Source organism: Proteus sp. G2669 (assembly GCF_009915245.1).
In the GTDB taxonomy this organism is placed as follows: domain Bacteria; phylum Pseudomonadota; class Gammaproteobacteria; order Enterobacterales; family Enterobacteriaceae; genus Proteus.
The window spans coordinates 191,743-217,227 of record NZ_JAABLX010000050.1; the positions used below are offsets into that span (position 1 = coordinate 191,743).

Consider the following 25,485-nt stretch of genomic DNA (forward strand, 5'->3'; position numbering starts at 1 on the left):
GGGCTACAAGATTTAAGGAACAATATCAATCTTGGTTTCTGTTGAACCTATTGCTCGCCAATAAGGCACATACATTGATTCAACTTGTGGAGGTGGTACTTGATAGCTACCCGGTGTAACTGCTCTTGCTAAATAGAGTAATGTTGTCGGACGATATCTATCTACAGAAACTGCGGCAACAAAGCGATCATCACGATATTCAAGGTGCTTAATATTCGCTTGCCCCATATCGTCGATAAACTCCTGTAAGTCGGCAGCACTATCACTCAAGCTTGCACTGCTTGATGCTAAGTTTTGGTTTTCGATTTCAAGACCTGCTGGTAATAAATCAACAACCAAAGCATCAGGTACATCTCTATCTGCTGAAACCTCTAGTTTCACGACCAGCATTTCACCACTTTGTAAACGATTTGGATGAACGCGATTTCCTTTTAAATCGTAGTAACTACGATGAACATTTAACACATTACTATAAGGTGCTGGAGCTACTTTTGGATAGCCTACGATATTCATGCGAGAATAAATCGCAGCACCACCACGGTTGTTTAATTCCAACCCTTCTTGTAATTGCGTTGATGTTAATGTTTCATTCACCGCGCGATCGCTACTGATTGCAGGGACTTGACGATTTACAGCGACTTCCCAAGGTTGCTCAGACATATTAATAAAGAAGCGACCCGCAAGATATAAAGAGTTGCTTTCTTGTGTTGAGAACCATTCACGACTCATTAAGTTATCTGATAACGTAATCATACTTGCATCACGAGATTGTGTTTCAAGATTATTTTCACTTAATAAAGCAATAATTAACGCTTGGTCACGAATAACACTACCGTAATCACCTAACCCATAATTATATTTACGAGTTGTTGTCACACCTTCTGCAATTAAACCTTCTGCACGGCTGTTATCACCCATCAGTTTCAACGCAATACCTAACTGAACTAACGCCAAACCACTACCGGCATCATTTCGTTCAAGGTAAAGACGACGTAATTCACCTAAAGGTGCTTTTTGCTGATTCGCTAATACAAGAGCTGCATATGCTCTGGCAGAGAAACGGGCAGCATCTTGGTTAACCGCATATTCATAGTTAACTAAGCTTTTATCTTGTAAATAGCGTAATAAGCGATCATTAGCACGTTTTAATGGTTCCGCCGGAACAGCATAACCTTGTTGTGAAGCGCGGAATAAGAAGTCAGTAGCATAGGCTGTTAACCAATACTCTTCACGCCCATCTTGGCTCCATAAAGAGAATCCGCCCTCTGCTTTTTGCATTGTCAGCAGGTGCGCAATACCTTTTTCAATTGCCAATTTTCTATCCGCATCAGTTTGCGTTTTAATTCCTAATTGCTTCAACTCTTTTTCTGTTGAATATAAAGAAGGATAAAGCCCACTGACGGTTTGTTCTAAGCAACCATAAGGGTAAGCAAACAACTCTCTTACATAACGTGAAATTTGTAATGGAGGACGACTTGTCAGTAATAATTCACCTTCAAGCGTTGAGTTATTAAAACGATTTAAAACGTCTGTTGGCAAGCGCCACGTCTCACCATCTTGTAACGTACTTGCATAATGAAGTGTTTCTGCCGGATAAGCAGGACGAACGCCTATATTCCATGTGTTGTGGTAAGGCTTAATTTCTTCACCGGGTACTTTAATACCATAAATAGACAGTGAGAATTCGCCTTGACCAAAGCCATGTTTTGCTTTTACTGGGATCTGAACTTGGGTACGTTCACCTTTCGTCAGCGATACTGTTTTACTTTCTGCACCACCTAATCCTACCAGACCAGAAGCGGTGTAATTTAACGTAATAGATTGTGCATCATCCGTTAGATTGGTTAAATCTAAAGATAACAGCGCATTATCACCACCCGCCATAAATCGAGGTAATGAAAGTTGAGTCACTAAAGGTGCTGCAATAACCACTTTACCTTCTTGACTACCGAATTTATCAGCTGTCCAAGCTTGCGCCATTAAACGAACTTCGCCATTAAATTCAGGAATAGGTAAAGAAACTTCACCCTCACCTTGGGCATTTAATTTTACAGGTGCTGTTTGTTGAGCAATGATTTGCACATCAGTTAATGGTTTTTTACCACCACGAGATAGCGCGGCAGCTTCACCACCATCACCACCAAAGCGTAAGTTCGCTAAACGACCCTGCCCTTCAATTAATTGTCCATAAACATCATATTGATCGATGCTGTAACGTTTACGACCAAAGAAAGCATCGTAAGGATCAGGTGTTTTATACTCTGTAATATTTAATACGCCCGTATCTACCGCAGAAACCAATACATTAATATTTTCAGGTAATGGCTGACCTGCAACTGGATTCGCTTTAATGCGGATTTTTAAATCTTGATTTGGACGAATTTTTTCAGGTGCATCAAGTGAAATATCAATACGGCGATTTTTATCCTGTAATGGTAAATGTAAAATACCAACAGCACGTTTTACAGTCGCTTGTTTTGACGTATCACCAGGTCTTACAACAACAGATGTCAGATAGAGATCGTGTCTTGCCCACTCTTTATTAATCGGCACTTCAACATCGAGTCCTTTTTCTGGCACATCAATTTCTTGCCACCATAAAGGCCCATTACTTGATTCTAATAAGACATAGCCTTTACCCGGATGAGGAGCAACAATATTTAACTTCACTTTCTCGCCCGGTAAATAACCGTCTTTATCCAGTTTAAGTTTAACTTGGTCAGGTCTTACTGCACCTGTTCCACCAGTGTTATCCATCCAAGAATAACCCGCCCAGAACCGTAAACTACTAACTAATTCTGTTTTAGGATCGACCACTTCAATACGATATGAACCCCATTCAACCGGGAAGGCCACTTTTGCTGTGCCATCTTTCGCAATCTTGATTGTTTGCTCATCCATTTGCAGATCTTTTTCGTTATAGCCAGATTCCCAGCCATTCGAACTAGACCAACGCCAGTAATAATCATGACGTTCATAGATAAACTTCACTTTGAGATCGTTAGCAGGTAGCTTTTTACCGTCTTGGTCTGTATAGACAATTTCAAATTCAGCCATTGAATTTTCATCAACGCTGTAACCTGATTTATATTTGTCTGTACGGTAGTCATAAACTTCTTTTTTAGGGAAGACTGGACGAATGCCAGCAAGATGAGTGGCTGGCCAAACAGCTTGTTGATAACGGCGAGTAACCGGACGGCCACCTGCTTCGAGCAAGCTTGCTTGTAAAATAATATTAATTGGTGATTTCAGTTCAGCATAGCGATCACTATCAACACTTAATTCACCTTGTCCATCAGAGTCTAAATTAAGTTCAAACTCATCCAATAAGCGACTGAAGTTTTCATCTTTTACGGCACCAAATTCATAGCCAGGTAATTTACTGACCGCTTCACGAGAGGCTTTTAAGAATACTTGCCCTTGTAAGCGATTATCGGCCGCTGGCGCGCCATAGAGATAACGCCCTTCAAGATCAAAATAAGCATCATTGCCACTAAGTAAAATGCCTTTTTTACCCGTAATAACTAATGCCATACGTTCTGGCATAAAATCTTCGACCTGAAATTCATAGAACCGAGGAGTACCATCGCCTACATCAAAACGTAAGGTACGTGTACCAGTATTTTCATCAGCAGGAATAGCTAATTTTAACTGGTAAAGTCCATTTTCAGGTTGCCATACAAAACTACGTGACACTTGGCCATCTGTTTTGAGTAAATCCACTTTAACGGGCTGCTCTTTAATTGGATTACCGTCGCCATCACGCAGTAATGCATTAACAATTAAAGTTTCACCTGGACGATAAAGATCACGAGGGCCAAAAGCAAAAAACTGTTTGCTATAACCTTGAGGGCCACCGATATCAAACTCAGAAAGATCAAGCGCAGGTTTACGCAAATCAATCATACTAGTTTGACCATCACGAATAGCCATTAATAAACGCGCTTTATCACTTTTCTCAAGTGTGGCATGTCCTTGGCTATCTGTTTGTGCTTTGGAGATTAAACCACCTTTTTCATCTAATAAGCGGATTTCTACTTTATTTAACGCAGAACCATTTTTAAGTGATTGGGTGAAAACATCTAACGAATCAAGGTAGCTGTGCATCGACAATCCGATATCACTAAAAGTGAATACCGTAGCCGGCACCGTATAAGAGTATTTACCGGCTTGTTGCATTACAGCAATATAGGCGCCTTCTTTTTTCAGGGCATCTATTGATTTTAACGGTAATAATACGTTTTCACGGGTATTTTTTTCTGTATTTAACTCAAAACGACCGGTATAAACCAAATCAGCTTGAGATAAAAATTCATCAGATTCCCAATAGTTAATGTTGGAACGACTTTCCCATTGCGTTAAGAATTGAGCCAATTGCTCGTCCTTTACACGGAAAAAGTTAACATCCACTTGATCTACATTTAAGGCAATAATAGGTAAGCCTTCAGCAGCATCAAATGGTAATAACGATCCTTTACTGGTAAATCCAACTGAAGGGAAAATTTCTTCTGTGGTTAATTTCTGGCTAAAAGGCGTTGTTAATGTACGCTCATTAATACCTTTGATTTTTTCATCAATGGTCAAATTCAATTCTGTTGATGGTGGTAAATGACGAAAACGCAACTCCATCAAGTTGTCTGATAACTCCCACGCTCCTTCCAGTTTTCCTTTTTTGGTATCAACAAGATGAATAACGTTATCAAACTTTTGGTCTGGATCAAGTGGTACAGAGAAAGTCACCACCATAGTACTTGCACCATCACGTTGCAGTTCTGATGCATCTAATACAGTGACATCTTTTCCTGCAAAACGCATAGCCAATTCATCACGAACTTCTTTGCTTTTTAATGCAGTTTCATTATTCGTTTTTGTTGTAACTGCTGATTTTTCGCTAGTTTGAGTGGCAGTATCTGGTGCATTTTGAGCTGTATTTTTTTGCTCAGTTGTTTGTACGTTTTGCGCTTTGTCTGTTGATGACGAGCTTTCATCAGCTTTGTCATCACACCCACTCAGTGCCAACGCAGACGCCAATACCACAGCAAGTGAGCACCAACGATAGCCTCTCTTTTCTGTATATTGTCTAAATTGGTTTTGATTCATATCCATTTCCTTTAAATTCAACCCCTGAATAATGCGATGTTTTATGCAGGCCGGGCAGAGATAATATAGATTTTTCTTTGTTCTAATAAGATAAAAAATAACAATATTGACTATATTTTATCGAAAATAATGAAGTTCTTTACAGGCAAAAGTCGCCCTATTTTTACATTAAAAATAAAGATCTGATAAAACAATGCGTTACATAAAAATGCAAACAATTTGCTAAATTAGTCAACTTTCTATTATAGGATAAAAAAAAGCGATATCTGATGAGATATCGCCTAAATTTAAAGGGCAAAATTAACTATCCAAATTCACTATCGGGATGCCTTTTCTTAAAAATCCCCCAAGTTTGCGTTGATAAAAAGGTGATACGTGATGGATCATAAAATGGCTCACACCTTTTTCCTCTTTATTCACAAAACAAAAATCTAAGGATTGCCCTTCTTCTAAATATTCAAAAGCTGATTCAGCCGCTTGTGGGAGTATCTGCGCAATCACATCTTCTTCGCCAGTTATCTCTAAACCAATAAGATAAAATTCCTCTTCATTATCTTGCTCCTGAGCATTAACAATAAAGGCACGGCGGATTGGTTTATGTTCACCAAAAAATTCGCTAAGTGCGGTTGTTAATTTTTCAGGTTGTGGTTCTAAAACACTTAACTTCAACGAAGAACCTTCAACAGAAACAATTTCTTGTGTCTCAAATTGTTCAGATACACCCATTACAAACTCCAAATCCAATAACGTTTATTATTTTGCTTTTGCTAATAACAGATTTGCGATAGAACGCACGCCATAACCTGTCGCACCGGCAGCCCATTGTTCTACAGACGATTTTCTGTAAGTTGCTGAACAGTCGATATGTACCCAACCTTTTTTATAGTTAGTGACAAAATGCGATAAGAAAGCCGCGGCTGTACTTGCTCCCGCAGTATGCGAAGGCGCTGCAATATTATTCAGATCAGCAAAGCTTGAAGGCAATTGGCTACGGTGAAAATCAGCTAATGGTAAACGCCAGAACAACTCATTTTCTTGTTCAGCACTTGTCAGTAATTCAGCCGCTAATTTATCATCGAAACTTAATACTGAATGATAGTCATTACCCACAGCAACTTTAGCTGCGCCTGTTAATGTTGCAGCATCAATGATCAGTTCTGGAGCAATATTACTTGCATCAATTAAGCCATCAGCTAGCACTAAACGGCCTTCCGCATCTGTATTCATGATTTCGACTGATTTACCATTACGGTAACGAATGATATCACCCAGCTTAAAGGCATTACCGCTAACCATGTTATCTGCGATACATAGCAGTAGTTTCACACGTTTATTTAAACCACGAGTAATTGCTAATGCTAAAGCACCCGCTAACGTTGCTGCACCACCCATGTCTGCTTTCATTGAATTCATAGATGATGAGGGTTTGATGCTATAACCGCCTGAATCGAAGGTGATACCTTTACCTACTAGACATGCAAATACAGGAGCATTGCTATCTTGAGTCGGATTAAAATCTAATGCTAAATAGACAGGATCACGAGAAGAACCGCGACCTACAGTATAAATTCCGGCATAGTTTTGATCGCGCAGATCGGCGCCTTTAGTGATCTTATAGCTGATGTCTTCTTTGCCAAGACCACAGAAAAGATCAACAGTACGCTGTGCCAGTTGCTCTGGGCCTAATTCTTCAGCCGGCGTATTAATTGTGTCTCTAACCCAATCAACGATACGAATACGTGATTCTAATTCGTGTTTATCCGCTTCGCTTAATTGTGGCCATTCGATAGAACGAGCGCCTTTAGGTGCTCTAAAACCTAACCAAAAAGCCCAGCTACGCTCTATATCCCAGCCTTCACCAACAAGAGCAACATTACGAATACCTTGGCTATCAACTTTACGTCCACCACGCTGAATCGCGCCTAAACGGTTTTCTTCCGTTAAATGGATTGTCATGCCTGTTTCGCTAGTGCTAATTAGTGCTTTATCACCCCAACATGCTGCTGCAGGTTCATTAGACAGCATGATAGGCATAATTTGTTTATTCATTTATTATCTCACTTATTATTACTGGTGACAGTTAACCTATTCAGACTACCAGATATTTACCTTTTAGCGTGATCAATTTACTGCAAAAATCCAGAGACCACTATCATCATCAATTTATATTAGGCTCTTGCATTGTCTTCTTCGGAATATCTCTCATAACAAAAACCCAAGGCATCCCTCTTTAGAGTTATTTATAACGTGATTAATCTATTCAATGCAGACGCCATAATGCAAAAAGACCAGCAATTAGCCAGTCTTTTCAATTTATAATGCAATCAATTATTCAAATTCATCAAGCCAAACAAGCAAAATGGCTTCAAGAATTTTTTCATTAGATTTTTGTGGATCATCATCAAAACCGTCTAAATTACAGATCCATTGATGCATATCTGTAAAGCGCACAGTTTTAGGATCAGTGTCAGGGTAAAGATCAAATAACGCTTCCCCTATTTCACGAGTATCACTCCATTTCATACTTGGCTCCTAAAATTAGTGCTCTCTTGCATGGTTAATCGAATATTTAGGGATCTCAACGACTAAATCTTCGTCAGTCACTTTAGCTTGGCAACTTAAGCGACTTTCAGGCTCTAAACCCCATGCTTTATCTAACATATCGTCTTCAAGCTCAGAGCTCTCTTCCAGTGAATCAAAACCTTCACGCACTACACAGTGACAAGTTGTACATGCACAAGACATTTCACAAGCATGTTCAATCTCAATACCATTGCGTAATGCAACATCTAGAATAGACTCACCTTCTGTTGCGTCAACAACAGCACCTTCAGGGCACAGTGTGCTATGGGGTAAAAATACAATTTTAGGCATAGTTATATCTCGTCCACAGAATGACCTGCCAACGCTTGACGAATAGATGAATCCATTCGACGCGCTGCAAAATCCTGAGTTTGCTTATCCAGTAGTTTAATCGCGTTTTCAATGGCAACAGGATCTGTTCCTTCAACGCTCTCTATTAAGGTATCTACAACTTTGTCGATAGCGGTTTTCTCATCTTCATTTAGCAGATGAGCATCTTCTTCTAATGCCGCGGTTAAACTTTCTAACACACGTGCTGCTTCGACTTTTTGCTCGGCTAGGCGACGAGCTTGTAAATCTTCTTGGGCATTTTCCATCGAAGATTGGATCATCTTAGCGATTTCAGTATCACTAAGACCATAAGAGGGTTTGACTTGTACTGAAGCTTCAACACCCGTTGATTTTTCCATCGCACTGACACTAAGTAAACCATCAGCATCAACTTGGAATGTCACACGAATATGAGCACCACCTGCAGCCATCGGCGGAATACCACGTAATGTAAAACGTGCTAGAGAACGACAATCACTAACCAATTCACGCTCACCTTGAACAACATGAACGCTCATTGCCGTTTGACCATCTTTGAATGTCGTAAATTCTTGCGCTCTCGCAACAGGGATCGTGGTATTACGAGGGATCACTTTCTCAACTAATCCGCCCATCGTTTCAAGACCAAGAGAAAGTGGAATAACATCTAGCAATAGCATTTCACTATCAGGTTTATTACCCACTAAAATATCAGCCTGAATTGAAGCGCCAATAGCGACAACTTTGTCAGGATCGATAGAGGTTAGTGGTTCACGTTTAAAATAGTCGCCAACCATTTGACGAACTAATGGAACTCGTGTTGAACCTCCAACCATAACCACTTCTAAAACTTCATCAATGTCAACATCTGCATCTTTTAAAGCACGACGAACAGACAACAATGTACGCTTCACCAACGATTGAATTAATGATTCAAACTCAGCACGAGTAATTTCACCTTTCCAACCATTAATATTGATATCAACAACATCATTATCACTTAATGCAATTTTAGTTTCTGATGCTACATCCAGCAGTTGGCGTTGTAATATCGCATCTTTTTGATGGCCAAAACCTGCGCGCTCTCTTATCCAATCCGCCAACATCATATCAAAATCATCGCCACCTAAAGCGGTATCACCGCCGGTTGCCAAGACTTCAAAAACACCCTTGGTTAAACGTAAAACGGAAATATCAAAGGTACCACCGCCCAAGTCATAAACAACAATGGTGCCTTCTTTTCCTGAATCTAAACCATAAGCAATAGCAGCGGCTGTTGGTTCGTTTAATAAACGTAAAACATGCAACCCTGCACGGCGAGCCGCTTCTTTTGTACCTTGGCGTTGAGCATCGTCAAAATAAGCAGGAACAGTGACCACAACACCATCAAGTTCACCACCTAATGATTGCGTTGCACGTTCTGCCAATGTTTTTAAGATGTCAGAAGAGACTTGAATAGGATCGACAATACCCGCTGCTGTTTTAATTAACGGTAAACCATTGTCATTTTCATGAAAGTGATAAGGAAGATTTGGATAACGGCTTGTCACATCACTTAGTGAGCGACCCACCATTCTTTTAATTGAACTTATCGTGTTAGCAGGATCTTTTTCTGCGTCTTTTTTAGCATTCCAACCAACGTTGATATTATCAACTTGATACTGCACAACAGATGGCAATAAATAGCGACCTTCGTTGTCTGAAAGCGCTTCGGCTTGCTCACTACGTACAGTGGCAACTAATGAGTGTGTCGTTCCTAAATCAATACCTGCGGCAAGTCTACGCTGATGTGGTGCAGGTGTTTGACCTGGTTCACTAATTTGTAATAATGACATAACAATTTCCCTTAAAAACCATCAAACAAGCGTTCTTCAAGTTGCTCTACTTGCTCTTTTAATTTTGCAAGAAAACGTAATTTTCTCACATTATCCGCAGCAATATCCCAAGTTTGGTTATCTAGCATTTTAACCATTTCATCATGGCGTAAAGTGTACATTTTCTCTAAACGCGCAGAAAAATCAGCTAACAAACTTTCGGCATCAGCACTGTGCTCAATGTTATCCAGCTCTTCACGTAATGAGAGTTGCTCCATTAAAAATGCAGTATCGTGCATTGTTTGTTGCTCATTGGCAATGTCGATACCGTGTAATGAGAGCATGTATTCAGCTCTAGAGAGTGGATTTTTTAAGGTTTGATAAGCCTGATTGATAGTCGAGGCAAACGAGATAGCTTGAACCTGTTCTTTATCAGATTTACCAGCAAAGCGATCTGGGTGATACTGACGTTGCATATCTTGATAACGTGTAGCAAGCTGCTGTTTATCAATATCAAAACGATTAGGCATGCCTAATAGTGTGAAATAGTCCATACATCTACTCTTGGATTAATTAACGTTAATACCGTGTTTTAACACAAATTACACGGTGAAGCTTTCACCACAACCACACTCATTGGATACATTGGGGTTGTTAAATTTGAAGCCTTCGTTTAATCCTTCTTTGACGAAATCAAGCTCAGTTCCATCTAAATAGACCATGCTTTTACCATCAATGATAACTTTCACACCTTTGTCTTCAAAAACAGTATCTTCGTCATTGATGACATCAGCAAATTCAAGAACATAAGCCATTCCAGAACAACCAGATGTTCTTACGCCTAAACGCAAACCTTCACCTTTACCGCGATTAGACAGGAAAGAGCGAACACGATTAGCGGCGGATTCTGTAAGGGAAATTGACATGGCACACCTCACTCATAAAGAACGAAAGCGGATACTGAAAAAAAGTTTCAGCATCCGCCAATATTTTATTTTTTTATTATAAAAGACAATTACTTGCCTTGGCGTTTGCTTTTATAGTCTGCAATCGCTGCTTTTATTGCATCTTCTGCAAGAATTGAACAGTGAATTTTCACTGGTGGTAATTCTAATTCTTCTGCAATTGCAGTGTTCTTGATGGATTCGGCTTCATCTAATGTTTTGCCTTTCATCCATTCTGTAACCAGTGAACTTGATGCAATCGCTGAACCACAACCATAAGTTTTAAAACGCGCATCTTCAATTACGCCGTTATCATCAACTTTGATTTGCAATTTCATGACGTCACCACAAGCAGGTGCGCCTACCATACCACTTCCTACAGAAGGGTCGTTGTTATCAAATGAGCCCACGTTACGAGGGTTTTCATAATGATCAATTACTTTATCGCTATAAGCCATGATTTAACTCCTGAAAACGTCTGATTAATGGTGAGACCATTCGATACTGTTGATATCAACACCTTGTTTATGCATATCCCAAAGAGGCGAAAGATCACGTAGGCGACCAATAGCACTGTGGATTTGTTTAATTGCATAATCTATTTCTTCTTCTGTTGTGAAACGACCCAGAGAGAAGCGAATAGAACTGTGTGCAAGTTCATCAGTTAACCCTAAAGCACGCAGTACATAAGAAGGTTCTAAACTTGCTGAAGTACAGGCAGAGCCTGAAGAAACAGCAAGATCTTTCAGTGCCATCATTAATGATTCGCCTTCAACATAGTTGAAACTTACATTAAGAATATTTGGCGCAGTGTGTTCTAAAGAACCGTTGATATAAACTTCTTCAATATCTTTAATGCCATTCCATAAACGTAAACGTAATTCGTTTAAGCGTTTAGTTTCATCAGCCATTTCTTCTTTCAAAATACGGTAAGCTTCGCCCATACCTACAATTTGGTGAACGGCTAATGTACCTGAACGCATACCACGTTCATGTCCACCGCCATGCATTTGTGCTTCTAAACGAATGCGTGGTTTACGGCGAACATAAAGTGCACCGATCCCCATAGGACCGTAAACTTTATGCGCAGAAAGAGAAAGTAAATCAACTTTTAACTTAGAAAGATCAATAGGTAACTTACCAACGCTTTGCGTTGCATCTACGTGGTAAATAATCCCTTTGCTACGGCATAGTTCACCGATAGCAGCAATATCTTGTACAACACCAATTTCGTTATTTACATGCATGATAGAAACTAAAATAGTGTCTTCACGCATTGCTTCTTCAAGTTCTTTCAGGTCAATCAGACCATCACTTTTTGGTGCTAAATAAGTGACTTCAAAACCTTCACGCTCAAGTTGGCGACAAGTATCTAAAATCGCTTTATGTTCGGTTTTTGAAGTGATGATGTGCTTACCTTTTTTCTGGTAAAAGTTAGCAACACCTTTTAGTGCGAGGTTATCAGCTTCAGTTGCACCTGATGTGAATACAATTTCACGAGGATCAGCACCGATTAAATCAGCAATCTGATTACGTGCAATATCAATAGCTTCTTCTGCTTGCCAACCAAAACGATGTGAACGAGAGGCTGGGTTACCAAAAATGCCATCAATAGTTAGGCATTGCATCATTTTTTCAGCAACTCGTGGATCAACAGGAGTGGTTGCTGAATAATCTAGATAAATGGGTAATTTCATTGCTCACTAACTCCAAAGACGACGGATCTTCTTTAATAATTTTGTTTTTGCCTACCTAGAGATCGCCGTTAAACTCGCATATTAACAATGGTTTCTTGTAAACGACCATTAATAGCATGGCGTTTTTCATTGTCTTGACGATCGGCGACATCCATAACCTCTTCGTTATTCACTAACTCTTCAAGGCTGATACTGCTTAGGAAACTGGTTATACGATCACTTAAATCACGCCACAAAGTATGAGTCAAGCAACGATCGCCACCTTGACAACCTTCTTTGTTACCCTGACAGCGGGTAGCATCGACAGATTCATCAACCGCAGAAATAACTTGAGCAACAAAAATTTGCCCAGCATCACGGCCTAATAAATAGCCGCCGCCAGGACCACGAACACTTGCAACTAATTCATTTTTACGCAAACGCGAGAAAAGCTGCTCAAGATAAGAAAGGGAAATCCCTTGACGCTCTGAAATATCGGCGAGGGGAACAGGGCCTTGCTGTGAATGCAATGCAACATCAAGCATTGCAGTAACTGCGTAACGCCCTTTTGATGTCAGTCTCATAACAAATACTCCGTGGTGAACAATAATCAAATTGTGTCATTCCCGAGTAATTTAGTCAACTATTTATCCGAGTGTTTTAGTCAAGTATTATACTCAGCCCAAAATTGACTTAAGTTAATCAACTTTGCCCTCTATTTCTTAGCCCATTTCTCAACTGACGTTAGAATACCACGTAAGATATGGAGCTCTTGTGTTTCTGGGCGTGCACGCGTAAATAGACGACGTAAACGGCTCATGACCTGTCCTGGATGTTTAGGGCGAATAAAGCCAGACTCGTTAAGCACCTGTTCTAAGTGAACATAAAAACGTTCAATATCATCTGCTGGTGGATAATCAATCTCTGATGGGTTATTTTCCTCTTGTTTTTCTTCTTGGGCAAGTGCTGCCATACGAATTTCATAACAAACAAGCTGAACTGCCATCGCTAAATTTAAAGAACCATATTCTGGATTAGTCGGAACATATAGATGAAAGTCACATTTTTGTAATTCTTCATTGGTTAAACCTGTGCGTTCACGACCAAAAATAACCGCAACTGGCTTATTTTTAGCTTCCATAACACAACGCTCACCACATTCACGGGGAGCAAGCATGGGCCAAGAAAGCGTACGACTGCGAGCACTTGTTCCAATCACTAAACCACAACCTTCAATCGCTTCATCGATACTATTAACAATACGTGCATTGCCAATAACATCACTTGCACCTGCTGATAGGGCAATAGAGTGTGAATCTGGTTTTTCTTTCGGATTAACAAAATAAAGGTTGGTCAATCCCATGGTTTTCATAGCTCGAGCTGTAGAGCCCATATTGCCTGTATGTGAGGTCTCTACAAGGATGATGCGAATATTTTCTAACATTGATTTCTTGTTAATTGCTTTGTGATCCATCTATTTTATCACAAATGTAGCCAGAAACACGAATGCCTGTTATACTCTCGCACGTTTTTTATCCCCGTTCTTTAACATCTTGTGGAAGATAACCATGCATCCGATGCTGAATATTGCCATACGTGCCGCACGTAAGGCTGGTAATTTAATCGCCAAAAATTACGAAAATCCTGAATCTGTAGAAACTAATCAGAAAGGTACCAATGATTTTGTCACTAACGTTGACCGTGACGCAGAACAAGCAATCATTGAAATCATCCGTAAATCTTATCCAAAACACACCATTATTACGGAAGAAAGTGGCGAGTTACTCGGTGAAGATCACGACATACAATGGGTTATTGATCCACTTGATGGCACGACTAACTTCATTAAACGTCTTCCACACTTCTCTGTTTCTATTGCTGTACGCATTAAAGGCCGTACTGAAGTGGCTGTTGTTTATGATCCTATGCGTAACGAATTATTCTCAGCCGTTCGTGGTCAAGGCGCTCAATTAAATGGTTATCGTCTGCGTGGCTCTAATGCCCGTGATTTAGATGGTGCTGTTCTTGCAACTGGTTTCCCATTCAAAAGCAAACAACATTCAGCCGCTTATATGAACATGTTAAGTAAACTGTTTGTTCCTTGTGCTGATTTCCGTCGTACAGGTTCAGCTGCATTAGATTTAGCTTATGTTGCCGCTGGCCGTGTTGATGGCTTCTTTGAAATTGGCTTAAAACCTTGGGATTTCTTAGGTGGTGAGTTAATTGCTCGTGAAGCAGGTGCTATCGTTTCTGACTTTACTGGTAATCATGGCTATCTCCAAACAGGTAACATTGTTGCTGGTAACCCTCGTGTTGTTAGAGCATTATTAGCTGAAATTCGTAGCGAACTCACAGATGCGTTAAAACGTTAATTTGTCAGTACAAATAACGATAAAAATATAACGAAAAAGGCCATCACTGAAATGTAATGGCCTTTTTTCTCACCTATCCATTTCTTATTATATTAATAATGCATTTACTGATAATTTGCTGATTTCTAGCGCTATCTTGTCCAGTAATTGCGATGTTATTTCTTGCTTATCAATACGTAATAAAAATGCTTTTCGGGCTATCACAAATCCTAGTATTTGCCCAATCATCGCATGAGCACGAATAGTAGTGGTTAATTTATCGCAATCTTTATCTATTAATTCAATAAGATGGGAAAGTCTTATATGAAAAGGTTCTATGAGATTATGATAAATTAATTCATAATTTTCAGTTGGTTCTAACTGTTCCCGTAAAATCAATTGACTATAATAATGGCGCTCTGGTGCTAATAACGCTCGCGCTAATCCCGTCATCAATAAAGGAATTAACTCAGCAAATAATTCATAATTAAGTTTATCTTCTTTTAATATACGCTGAAGTTTATTATCAAATTGGTCAAAATGAATTTCTGAGGCTAATTCTGTCGCAATATATTGAATAACAGCAGTATACACGCCAAGTTTCCCACCAAAATGATAAGGAATTGCTGACTGATTAACACCAGCATCCTGCGCAAGTTGTCGCGTTCTCAACCCGCTAATTCCATGTAGCGCAAAAAGTTTAATCCCTTCTTGTATTAACTTTTCTTGAGTCTGTTCTGTACTTATCGCGGTTTTACTGGTGTTTTTCATTATTTGTTAACTATTTTATATTTGGCTTATAGATCAGCACGCATTAATTGTGTTGAGTTTGAATTTAACTCAATCCCTTTACTTTTACCAACAACAACCGTACCACCTAAGTTACATAAGTGATGACCGAAGCCACAGTTAGGCTCAAACGCAAACGTCATGCCTTCTTGTAATACAAGCTCTCGTCCCGGATTTGGTAATCGTTCAATTTGTTTATAGCGACTCGCTAATGGCAATGATTCGATACCTGGAGCAGTACCAAACCCAATAGGTCCGTATGGATTGATACTATGGATAAGTGGATGCACATGCCATCCTCCTGATTTTAATAATGGTTTTTCCATTAAATCAACCACTTCACCAAAAGTAATCCCCGCCTTTAAATGTTCAACACCTATTTCATAGCATTCACGAGCAACCAAAGCGGCTTTTTCTAAGTTTTCGTGAATTTTACCTACGGCAACAGCAGCCTGATGTTGTGTTTCATACATTCCATATAAAGCAAAAATTTCTGATAACACAATATCACCAATTTGAATTTCACGAGGTGCTTGTGAACGATATTGCCAAGCTGGGGGCCCCCAACCGATATATTCAGAACCTGATCCCATTAGAATTTCAGCCGTAAATCCACCTCTTGATAAGCAAGTTGCAGTAATGGCGGCCGCAAGATCGGCTTCTGTCGCTCCAGGTCTAGTGGTGACTCGCATTGCTTCACTCATTGCTTCACCAATAGCGGCTGCATATCTTACATGTGTCAGTTCTTCTTCACTTTTAACCGATGCGCGCTTAAAGAAATCACGATACACACAGCTAAATTTCGCATGAGGGAATGCATCTTTAATACCGTTTAGAGTATTAAATGGCATTGCACCATCAAAATAGAATGGAGGATAAGGCTCTAAACCAATAACACCAATATGTGCATTTTGCTGTACACCCATTTCTTTCAGAAATTGAGCAATATTACGCCCTGTTTTTCCTACAACAAGATTATCTTCATCTATCCATTGCAAATCACCGCGTAATTTTGCCTGCATATGATCAGCGATCATCATTGGAGCAAAAGTGACAATTAAGGGTTTTTTATCTTCATGAAAAATAACAACTGAGCCTAGTCGATCATTTGTAAAATAGTGATCAATACAAAATGGTGCAGGTGCTGCGGATTCTCTATCACCATAGATAATCAATGTCTCTAACTGATTATCTTTCATAATATCTCTAGCTAATTGCCAGCGTCTGTCTCTTTCTTGTAAAGAAAAACTCGCTGGGATCACCGATTTATTGTTCATAATAATACTCTCTCTGCATTAATTCATTTGAATGAATTAAATTTAAACCTAATATTTGAAATGGTCAATTATTCTTTTGATCAAAAAATGCGCTTTTAAAAGGAGAAAAAAAAGATCTGCAATATCAGAAACATTACAGATCTTAATTTTTATGAAATAAAAGAATTAGGTATTTTGAGGTTGTACTTTGGGTCTGATAAACATCGCTGGGATCGTTAATGCTGCCATTAACCAAAAGATCAACGATTCTTGATTTGGGAGTTTTTCATATAGCCAGCCCGATATAATCGTCATAATGGCTATACTTCCTCCCATTGCTAAAGCGGAATACACTGCTTGCAGACGAATAATTTCGTGTTCTTGGCGGGCGCTAATAAAACGCATTGCAGCTAAATGACATACTGTGAACGTACCACTATGTAAGATTTGAACGACAATAAGTGCGGGTAATGCGGTAAAACTTCCCATTAATCCCCAACGTAAAAGCCCTGCAAAAGCAGAAAGTAGCAGTAGATCTCTTGCACTCCACCGGCGGAATAAACGGTGACTGAGCATAAAAACGATAACTTCAGAAACCACACCTAATGACCAAAGATAGCCAATTGTTGCAGTGTCATACCCAGCCTTTTCCCAATAAAGCGCGCTAAAACCATAATAGGCTGCATGTGCGCCTTGTAGTAGAGAAACACATAACAAAAAGCGCCAAACAGGCCCATCAGAAATGAGTTTCATAAAAGACACATTACTCTGTTTTGCTTTTTTGACCTTTCCTTGAGGCATGACTTTAGGACGAAGCATCGATGTAAGAAATAATGCGAGGGTACTGGCAATCAACCCATAAAGAATGATGGGATGCCCAAAAGCATCAATTAAAATCCCCAACAATGATGAACTAATAATAAAAGCAATAGAGCCCCAAACACGGATTTTTCCATAATCAAAGGGGAACTGTTTTTGCCAAGTTCCAGCCAAGGAATCCCCTAAAGGCACCATAGGTGAAAAGAATACGTTAAATCCAGTCATCACAAAGAATAGCCATGCCCAATGGCTGCCCATCATAAATGCAACAGTAAAGAGTAATGAGAGAAAGGCGAATAGTCGTAATGCTGTGATAAGTTTTGATGGATCTTTTACTGCAGGCGTTAAGATAAGGCTACCGACAAAACGTGCAGTTAAACCTACACCTAATAACAGACCTATCATCGCAGGATCGACACCCTCTCCTTTTAGCCATATTGACCAAAAAGGTAAAAAGATACCGTATGAGAAAAAATACGTAAAATAATCTAAGGCAAGCCACAGTGTTGATGGAATAACCATCCAATCCCCCATTTTTAAGATGCAAAAAAACCCGCCAAGAACAAGTTCTCGAAGCGGGCTTGTACAACGGGTTTTATTATATCGTTACAAACTTATGCGTAAACTGGAAATTTAGCGCAGATATCCAAGACTTTTTGTTTCACTTTTTCAATGTTCGCTTCATCATTGATATTATCAAGGACATCACACATCCAACCGGCTAATTCACGAGCTTCCGCTTCTTTAAAACCACGACGTGTAATTGCAGGAGAACCGATACGAACACCAGAAGTGACAAATGGGCTACGTGGATCATTTGGTACACTGTTTTTGTTAACAGTGATATTTGCACGACCGAGCGCTGCATCTGCATCTTTACCTGTAATATCTTTATCAACTAAGTCTAATAAAAACAGGTGGTTTTCAGTTCCGCCAGACACTACTTTATAACCGCGTTCTAAGAAAACGTCTACCATTGCTTTCGCGTTTTTAGCAACTTGTTGCTGATAAACTTTAAATTCAGGTTCCATAGCTTCTTTTAATGCAACCGCTTTACCCGCGATAACGTGCATTAAAGGGCCACCTTGAGAGCCAGGGAACACTGCTGAGTTCAGTTTTTTGTAGAACTCTTCATCTCCGCCTTTAGCAAGGATAAGGCCACCACGTGGGCCAGCTAATGTTTTATGCGTTGTTGTTGTAACAACATGTGCATGAGGAACTGGGTTAGGATAAACACCCGCAGCAATCATACCTGCAACGTGCGCCATATCAACAAACAGGTAGGCACCAATGCTATCTGCGATTTCACGCATTTTTGCCCAATCAACCAAACCAGAATAGGCAGAGAAACCACCAATAATCATTTTTGGTTGATGTTTTTTAGCTTGAATAGCGATATCTTCGTAATCAATTTTACCTGATTCATCAATACCATAAGGTACGATATTATATAGTTTACCAGAGAAGTTAACTGGTGAACCATGAGTCAAGTGACCGCCTTGTGCTAAGTTCATACCTAAAACAGTATCACCCGGTTTTAACAATGCCATATAAACAGCCGCATTCGCTTGTGAACCTGAGTGAGGCTGTACGTTAGCATAGTCAGCACCAAATAATGCTTTTGCACGATCAATTGCCAGTTGCTCTACAACATCCACATACTCACAACCACCGTAGTAACGTTTACCCGGATAGCCTTCAGCATATTTATTTGTCAGCTGAGATCCTTGCGCCTGCATAACACGAGGACTGGTATAGTTTTCAGAAGCAATAAGTTCGATGTGCTCTTCTTGACGAGTCACTTCACCTTCCATTGCATTCCATAATTCTGGATCGTAATCAGCAATATTCATTTCACGTTTTAACATTCAGATCTCCTGACTCAGCTAACTTCACTAAAGACAAACTCCCATACGGGAGAAAGAATGGCATACAGTGTAAACTCTTTTTCTTCATTGAGATAGCCCCTAATGAAAAAACACGCAATCGTTTGCCATTCAATTATAACAGCACCTTATTACTTTTTAACAACCTCATTTTATCCTGTGCTTATTCCTCTTTTTGAGGCACATCTCGCCTTATTATGCAAACACCCCGCATCATTCTCTAAGATTTGAGATTTTTTGTTAAAAAATAAAAACAGTTATTTACAAAATAATCAAAAAGCGATAAGTTGCATATAAAATGCAATTTATAAAAATTCACAATAAACTGAAAATTTTTCAGGAGCAATTATGTTAGATGCACAAACTATCGCGACAATTAAATCAACAATTCCTCTTATTGCTAAAACAGGCCCTGCATTAACCGCACATTTTTATGATCGAATGTTCTCTCGTCATCCTGAATTAAAAGATATCTTCACCATGAGTCACCAAAGTAGTGGCGCTCAACGTGAAGCCTTATTTAATGCGATATGCGCTTATGCAATTAATATTGAAAATTTACCTACAATTTTACCGGCAGTTGAAAAAATCGCACAAAAACACGTCAGTTTAAATATTCTTCCTGAGCATTATCCCATCGTAGGTGAGAATTTATTGGCTACAATTGATGAAATGTTTAATCCCGGACAAGAAGTGTTAGACGCTTGGGGCGCCGCTTATCAAGTGTTAGCAGATGTTTTTATTAATCGTGAAGAGCAAATTTATCAACAAAAAGAACAAACAAGCGGTGGTTGGAGAGGATTACGAGCTTTTAAAGTCACACATAAAGTAAAACAAAGTGATGTTATTACCAGCTTTGAATTAGCGCCTGAAGACGGCCTTGATATTACACCTTATCAAGCTGGGCAATATTTAAGTCTTTATATCCGTGATGAACGTCTTGAAAACCAAGAAATACGTCAATATTCATTAACTCAATCTTCAAATAATAAAACATACCGCATCGCAGTCAAACGCGAAGAGAAAGGTATTTTATCGAATTTTCTTCATGACCATATTCAAGAAGGGGATACTGTACAAGTCGCCGCACCAGGGGGGGATTTTTATTTAGAGGTATCACCAACAACACCTGTTACATTAATTTCAGCGGGTGTGGGTTTAACCCCCATGTTATCAATGTTACACACACTTTCTGCTCATCAAGCCAATGTTAATTGGTTACATGCTGCTGAACATGGAGGTGTTCATGCCTTTAAAAGTGAAGTTCATCAAGTCGGTAGTAAACTTCCACATTATCAACAAGCAGTTTGGTATCGCACACCACGACCTGAAGATGTACAAAATCAAGAATATCAATTTGAAGGTCTAATGACATTAAAACAAGTTGAGGATTGGATAAGCATTCCTGATATGCATTTCTATTTTTGCGGACCATTACCTTTTATGCAGTCTGTTGCAAAACAACTTATTGAATTAGGTATTAATCGTGAAAAATTTCATTATGAATGTTTTGGCCCTCATGCTGTTATTATGCAAGATTTATAATCAATAAATAATCAAACCATTAAAACAAAGCTTTAAAATAGAATAATGAAAAAGCGCTGATAGCATCATATTTATCAGCGCTTTTGTTATTTAGATCATACTATTTTTATGGTTGATATTTATTTTCAATCGTAGCAGGAATAACATGATCTTTAGCAGAAAAACCGTACCAAATAACACTAATTAGACAGAGTGTATAACCAAATAATTCAGATCCCTCTTCCACCATGTTTTTAACAGTGCGGTTATAATCCTCACCTAATAATTTAGACCATAATATTCCCATACCAAATAGACGAGAGAACAACAAAATACATAATAGGCCTGCAACTAACATTCCATGGCTTGGATGAGTAATAAAGTGAATTAAGCCTTTTAATGTTCTCTTACCTTCTCTGATCGCAATAGCAATACTAATAAACGTCACCGTTAGAGCAAACCAAACCCAAGAGCCGTGTGCAATCTGATCAAAAACACCATCTAACTCACGAATTAAAATACACAAGAAAAAGCCCATAATTAGAGTGAACGCTCCCCGTTGTTCACTGTCTTGATAGGCTTTAACAAAAAAGAATAAGCAAATCATTGCGACAATAGTTTCTTGGCCTAATTCAGTTACTGACGTTTCTGAAATACCATTATCAAAAACAAAAATATCAAGAAATATAAATCCCGTAGTGATAGCGATTAACACTGCTGCACATAAAAATAAAGCAAGACGCTTTAATAAATAATTAAACATTATTTTGCCCATACCTTAATGATTTTTAATGTCGATGATAATAGCTTTACTTAAAAGTTATTGAATAACATTTTGTGCCTTAGAATTTATAAAAAATAGTAAAATAAATTGTTAATAATCATCAATAGACTTGCATAAGATATAAATAGCATTTTAGGTAAAACATAAAAAAATTAATTATGCGCAAGAAAATGAAAAAACCCGATATTTTGATTAAAAAATATCAGGCTTTAATAAAAATAAATAATGTAACTAGTTAGCTTAAGTTTGAACAATAATTAAATAGCTTCTTCGTCTTGCTCTCCAGTACGAATACGAATAACACGATTCACATCAAAAACAAAAATCTTACCGTCACCAATTTTACCTGTTTGTGCTGTTGTCATAATTGTATCTACACAGGTTTCAACAATTTCGTCAGCAACAACAATTTCAATTTTTACTTTAGGTAAAAAATCGACCATGTATTCCGCACCACGGTAAAGTTCAGTATGCCCTTTTTGACGACCAAAACCTTTCACTTCAGTTACGGTCATTCCAGTGATACCCACTTCACCAAGCGCTTCTCTTACATCATCTAACTTAAACGGCTTAATTATCGCTTCAATTTTTTTCATCGTATTATCCTGCTATTACCAGTTGTGGCGACCAAAACCGCTTGTTATTGGGTATCTGCGATCTTTACCAAAATTACGACTTGTAATACGTGGCCCGACAGGGGCTTGACGTCGCTTGTATTCATTAATATCGACTAATTTTATCACTTTACGGACCGTTGCTTCATCAAATCCAGCGGCAACTAAATCAGAAACAGATTTATCCTGTTCAACATAACCTTCAAGAATAGCATCAAGAATGTCATAAGGTGGTAAATTATCTTGGTCAGTTTGCCCCGGCGCTAACTCTGCTGATGGTGGTCTATCAATCACACGTTGAGGAATAGCCGGTGAAAGTGTATTACGATATTTAGATAGTTCAAAAACTAATGTTTTAGGGACATCTTTTAACACATCAAAGCCCCCCGCCATATCACCATACAATGTGGAGTATCCCACAGCGGATTCACTTTTATTGCTTGTGGTGAGCACTAAACGACGGCGTTTATTTGACATCGCCATCAAGATCACCGCGCGACAGCGAGCCTGTAGATTTTCTTCTGTAGTATCAGCGGCAGTATCTTTAAACATAGGTGCTAACTGTGCCATAAAGGCATCAAACATGGGTTCAATAGATACCGTATCGAATTCGATACCTAATAAATCTGCTTGTTCTTTGGCATCATGAATACTCATTTCAGAAGTATAACGAAAAGGCATCATAACCGCTTGAACACTCTCTTTTCCTAATGCATCAGCAGCAATAGCAACCGTTAATCCAGAATCAATCCCTCCAGATAATCCGAGAATTGCCCCTTTAAAACCGTTTTTAGTGACATAATCACGCGTTGCAAGCACTAATGCTTGATACACTTGCGCTAAAGGTGAAAGTTCTGGTGCGGGATCTACCATTGGGATAATCGTTAATTCATCAAGCTCTACAACTGCGGTTTGCTCATCAAATGCAGCTAAACGATGAGTGATCGTGCCTCTTTCATCAAATACTTTAGAACAACCATCAAAGACCAGCTCATCTTGACCGCCAATTTGATTAAGATAGATCACTGGAAGATGCGTTCTTTGACAATGCTCTTTAATTAACTGTGTACGGACATGGGGTTTTTCACGGTTATATGGCGAGGCGTTAATAGATAAAACAAGATCTGCCCCTGCTTGTTTTAATGCATCGATAGGCTCATTAATCCAGATATCCTCACAAATTAACAAACCTAAGTGGTAACCTTTAAATGGCACAACACAACGTTCATTTCCTTGTTGGAAATATCGTTTTTCGTCAAACACACCGTAATTAGGTAATTGTTGTTTGAAATAACGTGCTTGTAACTCACCTTTATAGAAAAATGAGAGTGCGTTATAAATTTTGCCGTTTTGCCACCAAGGATGTCCAACAACAATTGCTGTTTTTTTACTTGCTTGTTCTAAACGCGTAAGTTGTGTTTCACAGCGTTGCTGGAAATCAGGACGAAATAGCAGATCTTCAGGAGAGTAACCGCATAACGCCAGCTCAGAAAACATGACCAAATCGGCCTCTTCTTGCGCTTTAACGGTAGATAACATGCGTTCACAGTTACCTTCTATATCGCCAACAACCCAATTGAGTTGAGCCATTGCGAGTTTTAATTTACGACTCATAAAAATTAGTCTCTCCGCTATCTTTCGCATTAAAAGAAAGCTAGTTTAAAAATATATTCGTTATCTGAAAAGGTTATTCTTTAAAATCATTCGCATCTAGCTCATGACGGGATAACAATTTGTAAAACTCAGTTCGATTGCGTCCTGCCATGCGTGCCGCTTGAGTCACGTTGCCTTTCGTCATTTGCAGTAACTTTCTCAAATAAGTCATTTCAAAATGCCCTCTTGCTTCAGCAAATGTGGGTAACGCGGTATTTTCACCCTGTAAGGCTTGTGTCACTAAAGCTTCACTAATAACTGGAGCTGTCGTTAAAGCGACGCATTGTTCAATCACGTTAACTAATTGACGCACATTTCCGGGCCAACTTGCTGTCATCAAGCATTTCATCGCATCAGTGGAAAAACTTCGGACAAAAGGCTTATGGCGTTTAGCTGATTCGCGTAATAGGTGATTTGCAAGCACAGGAATGTCTTCAGCTCTCTCACTTAATGTAGGAATTCGTAGATTCACCACATTTAAACGATAGAACAAATCTTCACGGAATTCATTACGCTCCATCGCTTTAGGTAAATCACGATGTGTGGCAGAAAGGATACGGACATCAATATCAATATCACGGTTGCTTCCTAATGGGCGAACTTTTCGCTCTTGCAAAACACGTAATAATTTAACTTGTAATGCCATTGGCATATCGCCAATTTCATCTAAAAACAGTGTACCGCCTTCAGCCGCCTGAAATAGACCTTCACGACTACTTACAGCTCCTGTAAAAGCACCTTTCGCATGACCGAATAGTTCAGATTCTAAAAGTTGTTCTGGTAAGGCGCCACAGTTAATGGCTATAAAAGGCTTTTTGGCTCTAGGACTTGCACGATGAATAGCTTGAGCAAGAACTTCTTTACCTGTACCACTTTGGCCATTAATAAGTACACTGACATCAGATTGTGCGACTAACTTTGCTTGCTCTAATAAACGTAGCATTTGTGGGCTACGCGTCACGATATCTTTTGACCACTCTTCATCTGAAACCGTGGTCACTAATTCCAGCGCTTCATCAATTGCCTTATAAAGTGCATCTCGATCAACGGGTTTAGTTAAAAAGCTAAATACACCTTGTTGTGTTGCTGCAACGGCATCAGGAATAGAGCCATGAGCAGTTAGAATAATGACTGGCATTCCGGGTTGCTGGCGCTGTATTTCAGCAAACAATGCCATACCATCCATTTCATCCATGCGCAGATCGCTAATAACAAGGTCTATTTTTTCTTTTAAGAGAAGTTTTAGTGCTTCTTGCCCACTTTCAGCGGTGAAGATATGAAAACCTTCACTTGTTAACCGCATACCAAGTAACTTTAATAACCCAGGATCGTCATCGACAAGTAAAAGATTTGCTGATTTATGGCCAGCCATGCACATTCTCC

22 protein-coding genes are annotated in these 25,485 nt (G+C 39.1%); 2 read left to right on the plus strand and 20 right to left on the minus strand.

What is annotated here, in order from left to right; all coding sequences use genetic code 11:
• Positions 1-12 precede the first annotated feature (12 nt).
• The 12 genes from GWI68_RS14875 to trmJ all read right to left on the minus strand — a co-directional run bounded on the left by GWI68_RS14875 (position 13) and on the right by trmJ (position 13,870).
• Positions 13-5,106 carry an alpha-2-macroglobulin gene (locus GWI68_RS14875; protein WP_166540782.1) on the minus strand — a complete coding sequence of 1,698 codons (5,094 nt, stop codon included), beginning with the start codon at positions 5,104-5,106 and terminating at the stop codon, positions 13-15.
• A 294-nt stretch (positions 5,107-5,400) separates the two neighbouring features.
• Positions 5,401-5,826, minus strand: coding sequence for an enhanced serine sensitivity protein SseB C-terminal domain-containing protein (locus tag GWI68_RS14880; protein WP_109407321.1), 426 nt, complete (start codon positions 5,824-5,826; stop codon positions 5,401-5,403).
• Positions 5,827-5,853: 27 nt separating this feature from the next.
• Positions 5,854-7,149 carry an aminopeptidase PepB gene (pepB, locus tag GWI68_RS14885; protein ID WP_109407322.1) on the minus strand — a complete coding sequence of 432 codons (1,296 nt, stop codon included), beginning with the start codon at positions 7,147-7,149 and terminating at the stop codon, positions 5,854-5,856.
• Between the two features lie 279 nt (positions 7,150-7,428).
• Entirely contained in the window at positions 7,429-7,623 is a 195-nt protein-coding gene (gene iscX / locus GWI68_RS14890) for a Fe-S cluster assembly protein IscX (RefSeq protein WP_072068697.1), read from the minus strand.
• Between the two features lie 15 nt (positions 7,624-7,638).
• Positions 7,639-7,974, minus strand: coding sequence for an ISC system 2Fe-2S type ferredoxin (gene fdx, locus GWI68_RS14895; RefSeq protein WP_006533442.1), 336 nt, complete (start codon positions 7,972-7,974; stop codon positions 7,639-7,641).
• Between the two features lie 2 nt (positions 7,975-7,976).
• Positions 7,977-9,827 carry a Fe-S protein assembly chaperone HscA gene (gene hscA / locus GWI68_RS14900; RefSeq protein WP_166540783.1) on the minus strand — a complete coding sequence of 617 codons (1,851 nt, stop codon included), beginning with the start codon at positions 9,825-9,827 and terminating at the stop codon, positions 7,977-7,979.
• An 11-nt stretch (positions 9,828-9,838) separates the two neighbouring features.
• Complete coding sequence (gene hscB / locus GWI68_RS14905; protein WP_109407324.1) at positions 9,839-10,360, minus strand: co-chaperone HscB; 522 nt, start codon at positions 10,358-10,360, stop codon at positions 9,839-9,841.
• A 48-nt stretch (positions 10,361-10,408) separates the two neighbouring features.
• Entirely contained in the window at positions 10,409-10,732 is a 324-nt protein-coding gene (iscA, locus tag GWI68_RS14910; protein ID WP_036935396.1) for an iron-sulfur cluster assembly protein IscA, read from the minus strand.
• Between the two features lie 89 nt (positions 10,733-10,821).
• Positions 10,822-11,208, minus strand: coding sequence for a Fe-S cluster assembly scaffold IscU (gene iscU / locus GWI68_RS14915; RefSeq protein WP_036935393.1), 387 nt, complete (start codon positions 11,206-11,208; stop codon positions 10,822-10,824).
• Positions 11,209-11,232: 24 nt separating this feature from the next.
• A complete protein-coding gene (locus tag GWI68_RS14920; RefSeq protein WP_072068700.1) occupies positions 11,233-12,447 on the minus strand; it encodes an IscS subfamily cysteine desulfurase in 1,215 nt (404 codons plus the stop codon).
• 68 nt (positions 12,448-12,515) lie between these two features.
• Positions 12,516-13,010, minus strand: coding sequence for a Fe-S cluster assembly transcriptional regulator IscR (gene iscR, locus GWI68_RS14925; protein WP_006533450.1), 495 nt, complete (start codon positions 13,008-13,010; stop codon positions 12,516-12,518).
• Between the two features lie 131 nt (positions 13,011-13,141).
• A complete protein-coding gene (gene trmJ, locus GWI68_RS14930; RefSeq protein WP_166540921.1) occupies positions 13,142-13,870 on the minus strand; it encodes a tRNA (cytosine(32)/uridine(32)-2'-O)-methyltransferase TrmJ in 729 nt (242 codons plus the stop codon).
• A 124-nt stretch (positions 13,871-13,994) separates the two neighbouring features.
• Between trmJ and suhB the strand changes: the two genes are divergently transcribed.
• On the plus strand, positions 13,995-14,798 hold the full coding sequence (gene suhB / locus GWI68_RS14935; RefSeq protein ID WP_166540784.1) for an inositol-1-monophosphatase: 804 nt from the start codon (positions 13,995-13,997) through the stop codon (positions 14,796-14,798).
• An 87-nt stretch (positions 14,799-14,885) separates the two neighbouring features.
• Here the strand turns inward: suhB and GWI68_RS14940 are convergent, their stop codons facing one another.
• The 4 genes from GWI68_RS14940 to glyA all read right to left on the minus strand — a co-directional run bounded on the left by GWI68_RS14940 (position 14,886) and on the right by glyA (position 19,509).
• Positions 14,886-15,548: a CerR family C-terminal domain-containing protein gene (locus GWI68_RS14940; RefSeq protein ID WP_166540785.1), complete on the minus strand. Its 663-nt coding sequence runs from the start codon at positions 15,546-15,548 to the stop codon at positions 14,886-14,888.
• Positions 15,549-15,574: 26 nt separating this feature from the next.
• Positions 15,575-16,843 carry a M24 family metallopeptidase gene (locus tag GWI68_RS14945; protein WP_166540786.1) on the minus strand — a complete coding sequence of 423 codons (1,269 nt, stop codon included), beginning with the start codon at positions 16,841-16,843 and terminating at the stop codon, positions 15,575-15,577.
• A gap of 165 nt (positions 16,844-17,008) precedes the next feature.
• Positions 17,009-18,163, minus strand: coding sequence for a 3-phenylpropionate MFS transporter (locus tag GWI68_RS14950; RefSeq protein WP_166540787.1), 1,155 nt, complete (start codon positions 18,161-18,163; stop codon positions 17,009-17,011).
• A gap of 92 nt (positions 18,164-18,255) precedes the next feature.
• Positions 18,256-19,509, minus strand: coding sequence for a serine hydroxymethyltransferase (glyA, locus tag GWI68_RS14955; protein WP_164526493.1), 1,254 nt, complete (start codon positions 19,507-19,509; stop codon positions 18,256-18,258).
• Positions 19,510-19,875: 366 nt separating this feature from the next.
• Between glyA and hmpA the strand changes: the two genes are divergently transcribed.
• Positions 19,876-21,072 (plus strand): NO-inducible flavohemoprotein, encoded by a 1,197-nt coding sequence (gene hmpA / locus GWI68_RS14960; protein WP_166540788.1) that lies wholly within the window; start codon positions 19,876-19,878, stop codon positions 21,070-21,072.
• A 106-nt stretch (positions 21,073-21,178) separates the two neighbouring features.
• Here hmpA and GWI68_RS14965 read toward each other — a convergent pair whose 3' ends face one another.
• The 4 genes from GWI68_RS14965 to glrR all read right to left on the minus strand — a co-directional run bounded on the left by GWI68_RS14965 (position 21,179) and on the right by glrR (position 25,474).
• The gene (locus GWI68_RS14965; protein WP_166540789.1) at positions 21,179-21,826 is read right to left on the minus strand and encodes a hypothetical protein; all 648 of its coding nucleotides are present in this window, start codon (positions 21,824-21,826) and stop codon (positions 21,179-21,181) included.
• A gap of 266 nt (positions 21,827-22,092) precedes the next feature.
• Positions 22,093-22,431, minus strand: coding sequence for a nitrogen regulatory protein P-II (gene glnB / locus GWI68_RS14970; protein WP_109392985.1), 339 nt, complete (start codon positions 22,429-22,431; stop codon positions 22,093-22,095).
• Between the two features lie 15 nt (positions 22,432-22,446).
• Positions 22,447-24,063, minus strand: a complete 1,617-nt coding sequence (locus GWI68_RS14975) for an NAD+ synthase (protein WP_166540790.1) — start codon at positions 24,061-24,063, stop codon at positions 22,447-22,449.
• 73 nt (positions 24,064-24,136) lie between these two features.
• On the minus strand, positions 24,137-25,474 hold the full coding sequence (gene glrR / locus GWI68_RS14980) for a two-component system response regulator GlrR (RefSeq protein ID WP_087803278.1): 1,338 nt from the start codon (positions 25,472-25,474) through the stop codon (positions 24,137-24,139).
• Positions 25,475-25,485: the final 11 nt, after the last annotated feature.

Bases quoted from the DNA above. Each gene is read 5' to 3' on its own strand.
- GWI68_RS14875 (WP_166540782.1), bottom strand. From the start codon at position 5,106: ATGGATATGAATCAAAACCAATTTAGACAATATACAGAAAAGAGAGGC.
- GWI68_RS14880 (WP_109407321.1), bottom strand. From the start codon at position 5,826: ATGGGTGTATCTGAACAATTTGAGACACAAGAAATTGTTTCTGTTGAA.
- pepB (WP_109407322.1), bottom strand. From the start codon at position 7,149: ATGAATAAACAAATTATGCCTATCATGCTGTCTAATGAACCTGCAGCA.
- iscX (WP_072068697.1), bottom strand. From the start codon at position 7,623: ATGAAATGGAGTGATACTCGTGAAATAGGGGAAGCGTTATTTGATCTT.
- fdx (WP_006533442.1), bottom strand. From the start codon at position 7,974: ATGCCTAAAATTGTATTTTTACCCCATAGCACACTGTGCCCTGAAGGT.
- hscA (WP_166540783.1), bottom strand. From the start codon at position 9,827: ATGTCATTATTACAAATTAGTGAACCAGGTCAAACACCTGCACCACAT.
- hscB (WP_109407324.1), bottom strand. From the start codon at position 10,360: ATGGACTATTTCACACTATTAGGCATGCCTAATCGTTTTGATATTGAT.
- iscA (WP_036935396.1), bottom strand. From the start codon at position 10,732: ATGTCAATTTCCCTTACAGAATCCGCCGCTAATCGTGTTCGCTCTTTC.
- iscU (WP_036935393.1), bottom strand. From the start codon at position 11,208: ATGGCTTATAGCGATAAAGTAATTGATCATTATGAAAACCCTCGTAAC.
- GWI68_RS14920 (WP_072068700.1), bottom strand. From the start codon at position 12,447: ATGAAATTACCCATTTATCTAGATTATTCAGCAACCACTCCTGTTGAT.
- iscR (WP_006533450.1), bottom strand. From the start codon at position 13,010: ATGAGACTGACATCAAAAGGGCGTTACGCAGTTACTGCAATGCTTGAT.
- trmJ (WP_166540921.1), bottom strand. From the start codon at position 13,870: ATGTTAGAAAATATTCGCATCATCCTTGTAGAGACCTCACATACAGGC.
- suhB (WP_166540784.1), top strand. From the start codon at position 13,995: ATGCATCCGATGCTGAATATTGCCATACGTGCCGCACGTAAGGCTGGT.
- GWI68_RS14940 (WP_166540785.1), bottom strand. From the start codon at position 15,548: ATGAAAAACACCAGTAAAACCGCGATAAGTACAGAACAGACTCAAGAA.
- GWI68_RS14945 (WP_166540786.1), bottom strand. From the start codon at position 16,843: ATGAACAATAAATCGGTGATCCCAGCGAGTTTTTCTTTACAAGAAAGA.
- GWI68_RS14950 (WP_166540787.1), bottom strand. From the start codon at position 18,163: ATGGTTATTCCATCAACACTGTGGCTTGCCTTAGATTATTTTACGTAT.
- glyA (WP_164526493.1), bottom strand. From the start codon at position 19,509: ATGTTAAAACGTGAAATGAATATTGCTGATTACGATCCAGAATTATGG.
- hmpA (WP_166540788.1), top strand. From the start codon at position 19,876: ATGTTAGATGCACAAACTATCGCGACAATTAAATCAACAATTCCTCTT.
- GWI68_RS14965 (WP_166540789.1), bottom strand. From the start codon at position 21,826: ATGGGCAAAATAATGTTTAATTATTTATTAAAGCGTCTTGCTTTATTT.
- glnB (WP_109392985.1), bottom strand. From the start codon at position 22,431: ATGAAAAAAATTGAAGCGATAATTAAGCCGTTTAAGTTAGATGATGTA.
- GWI68_RS14975 (WP_166540790.1), bottom strand. From the start codon at position 24,063: ATGAGTCGTAAATTAAAACTCGCAATGGCTCAACTCAATTGGGTTGTT.
- glrR (WP_087803278.1), bottom strand. From the start codon at position 25,474: ATGGCTGGCCATAAATCAGCAAATCTTTTACTTGTCGATGACGATCCT.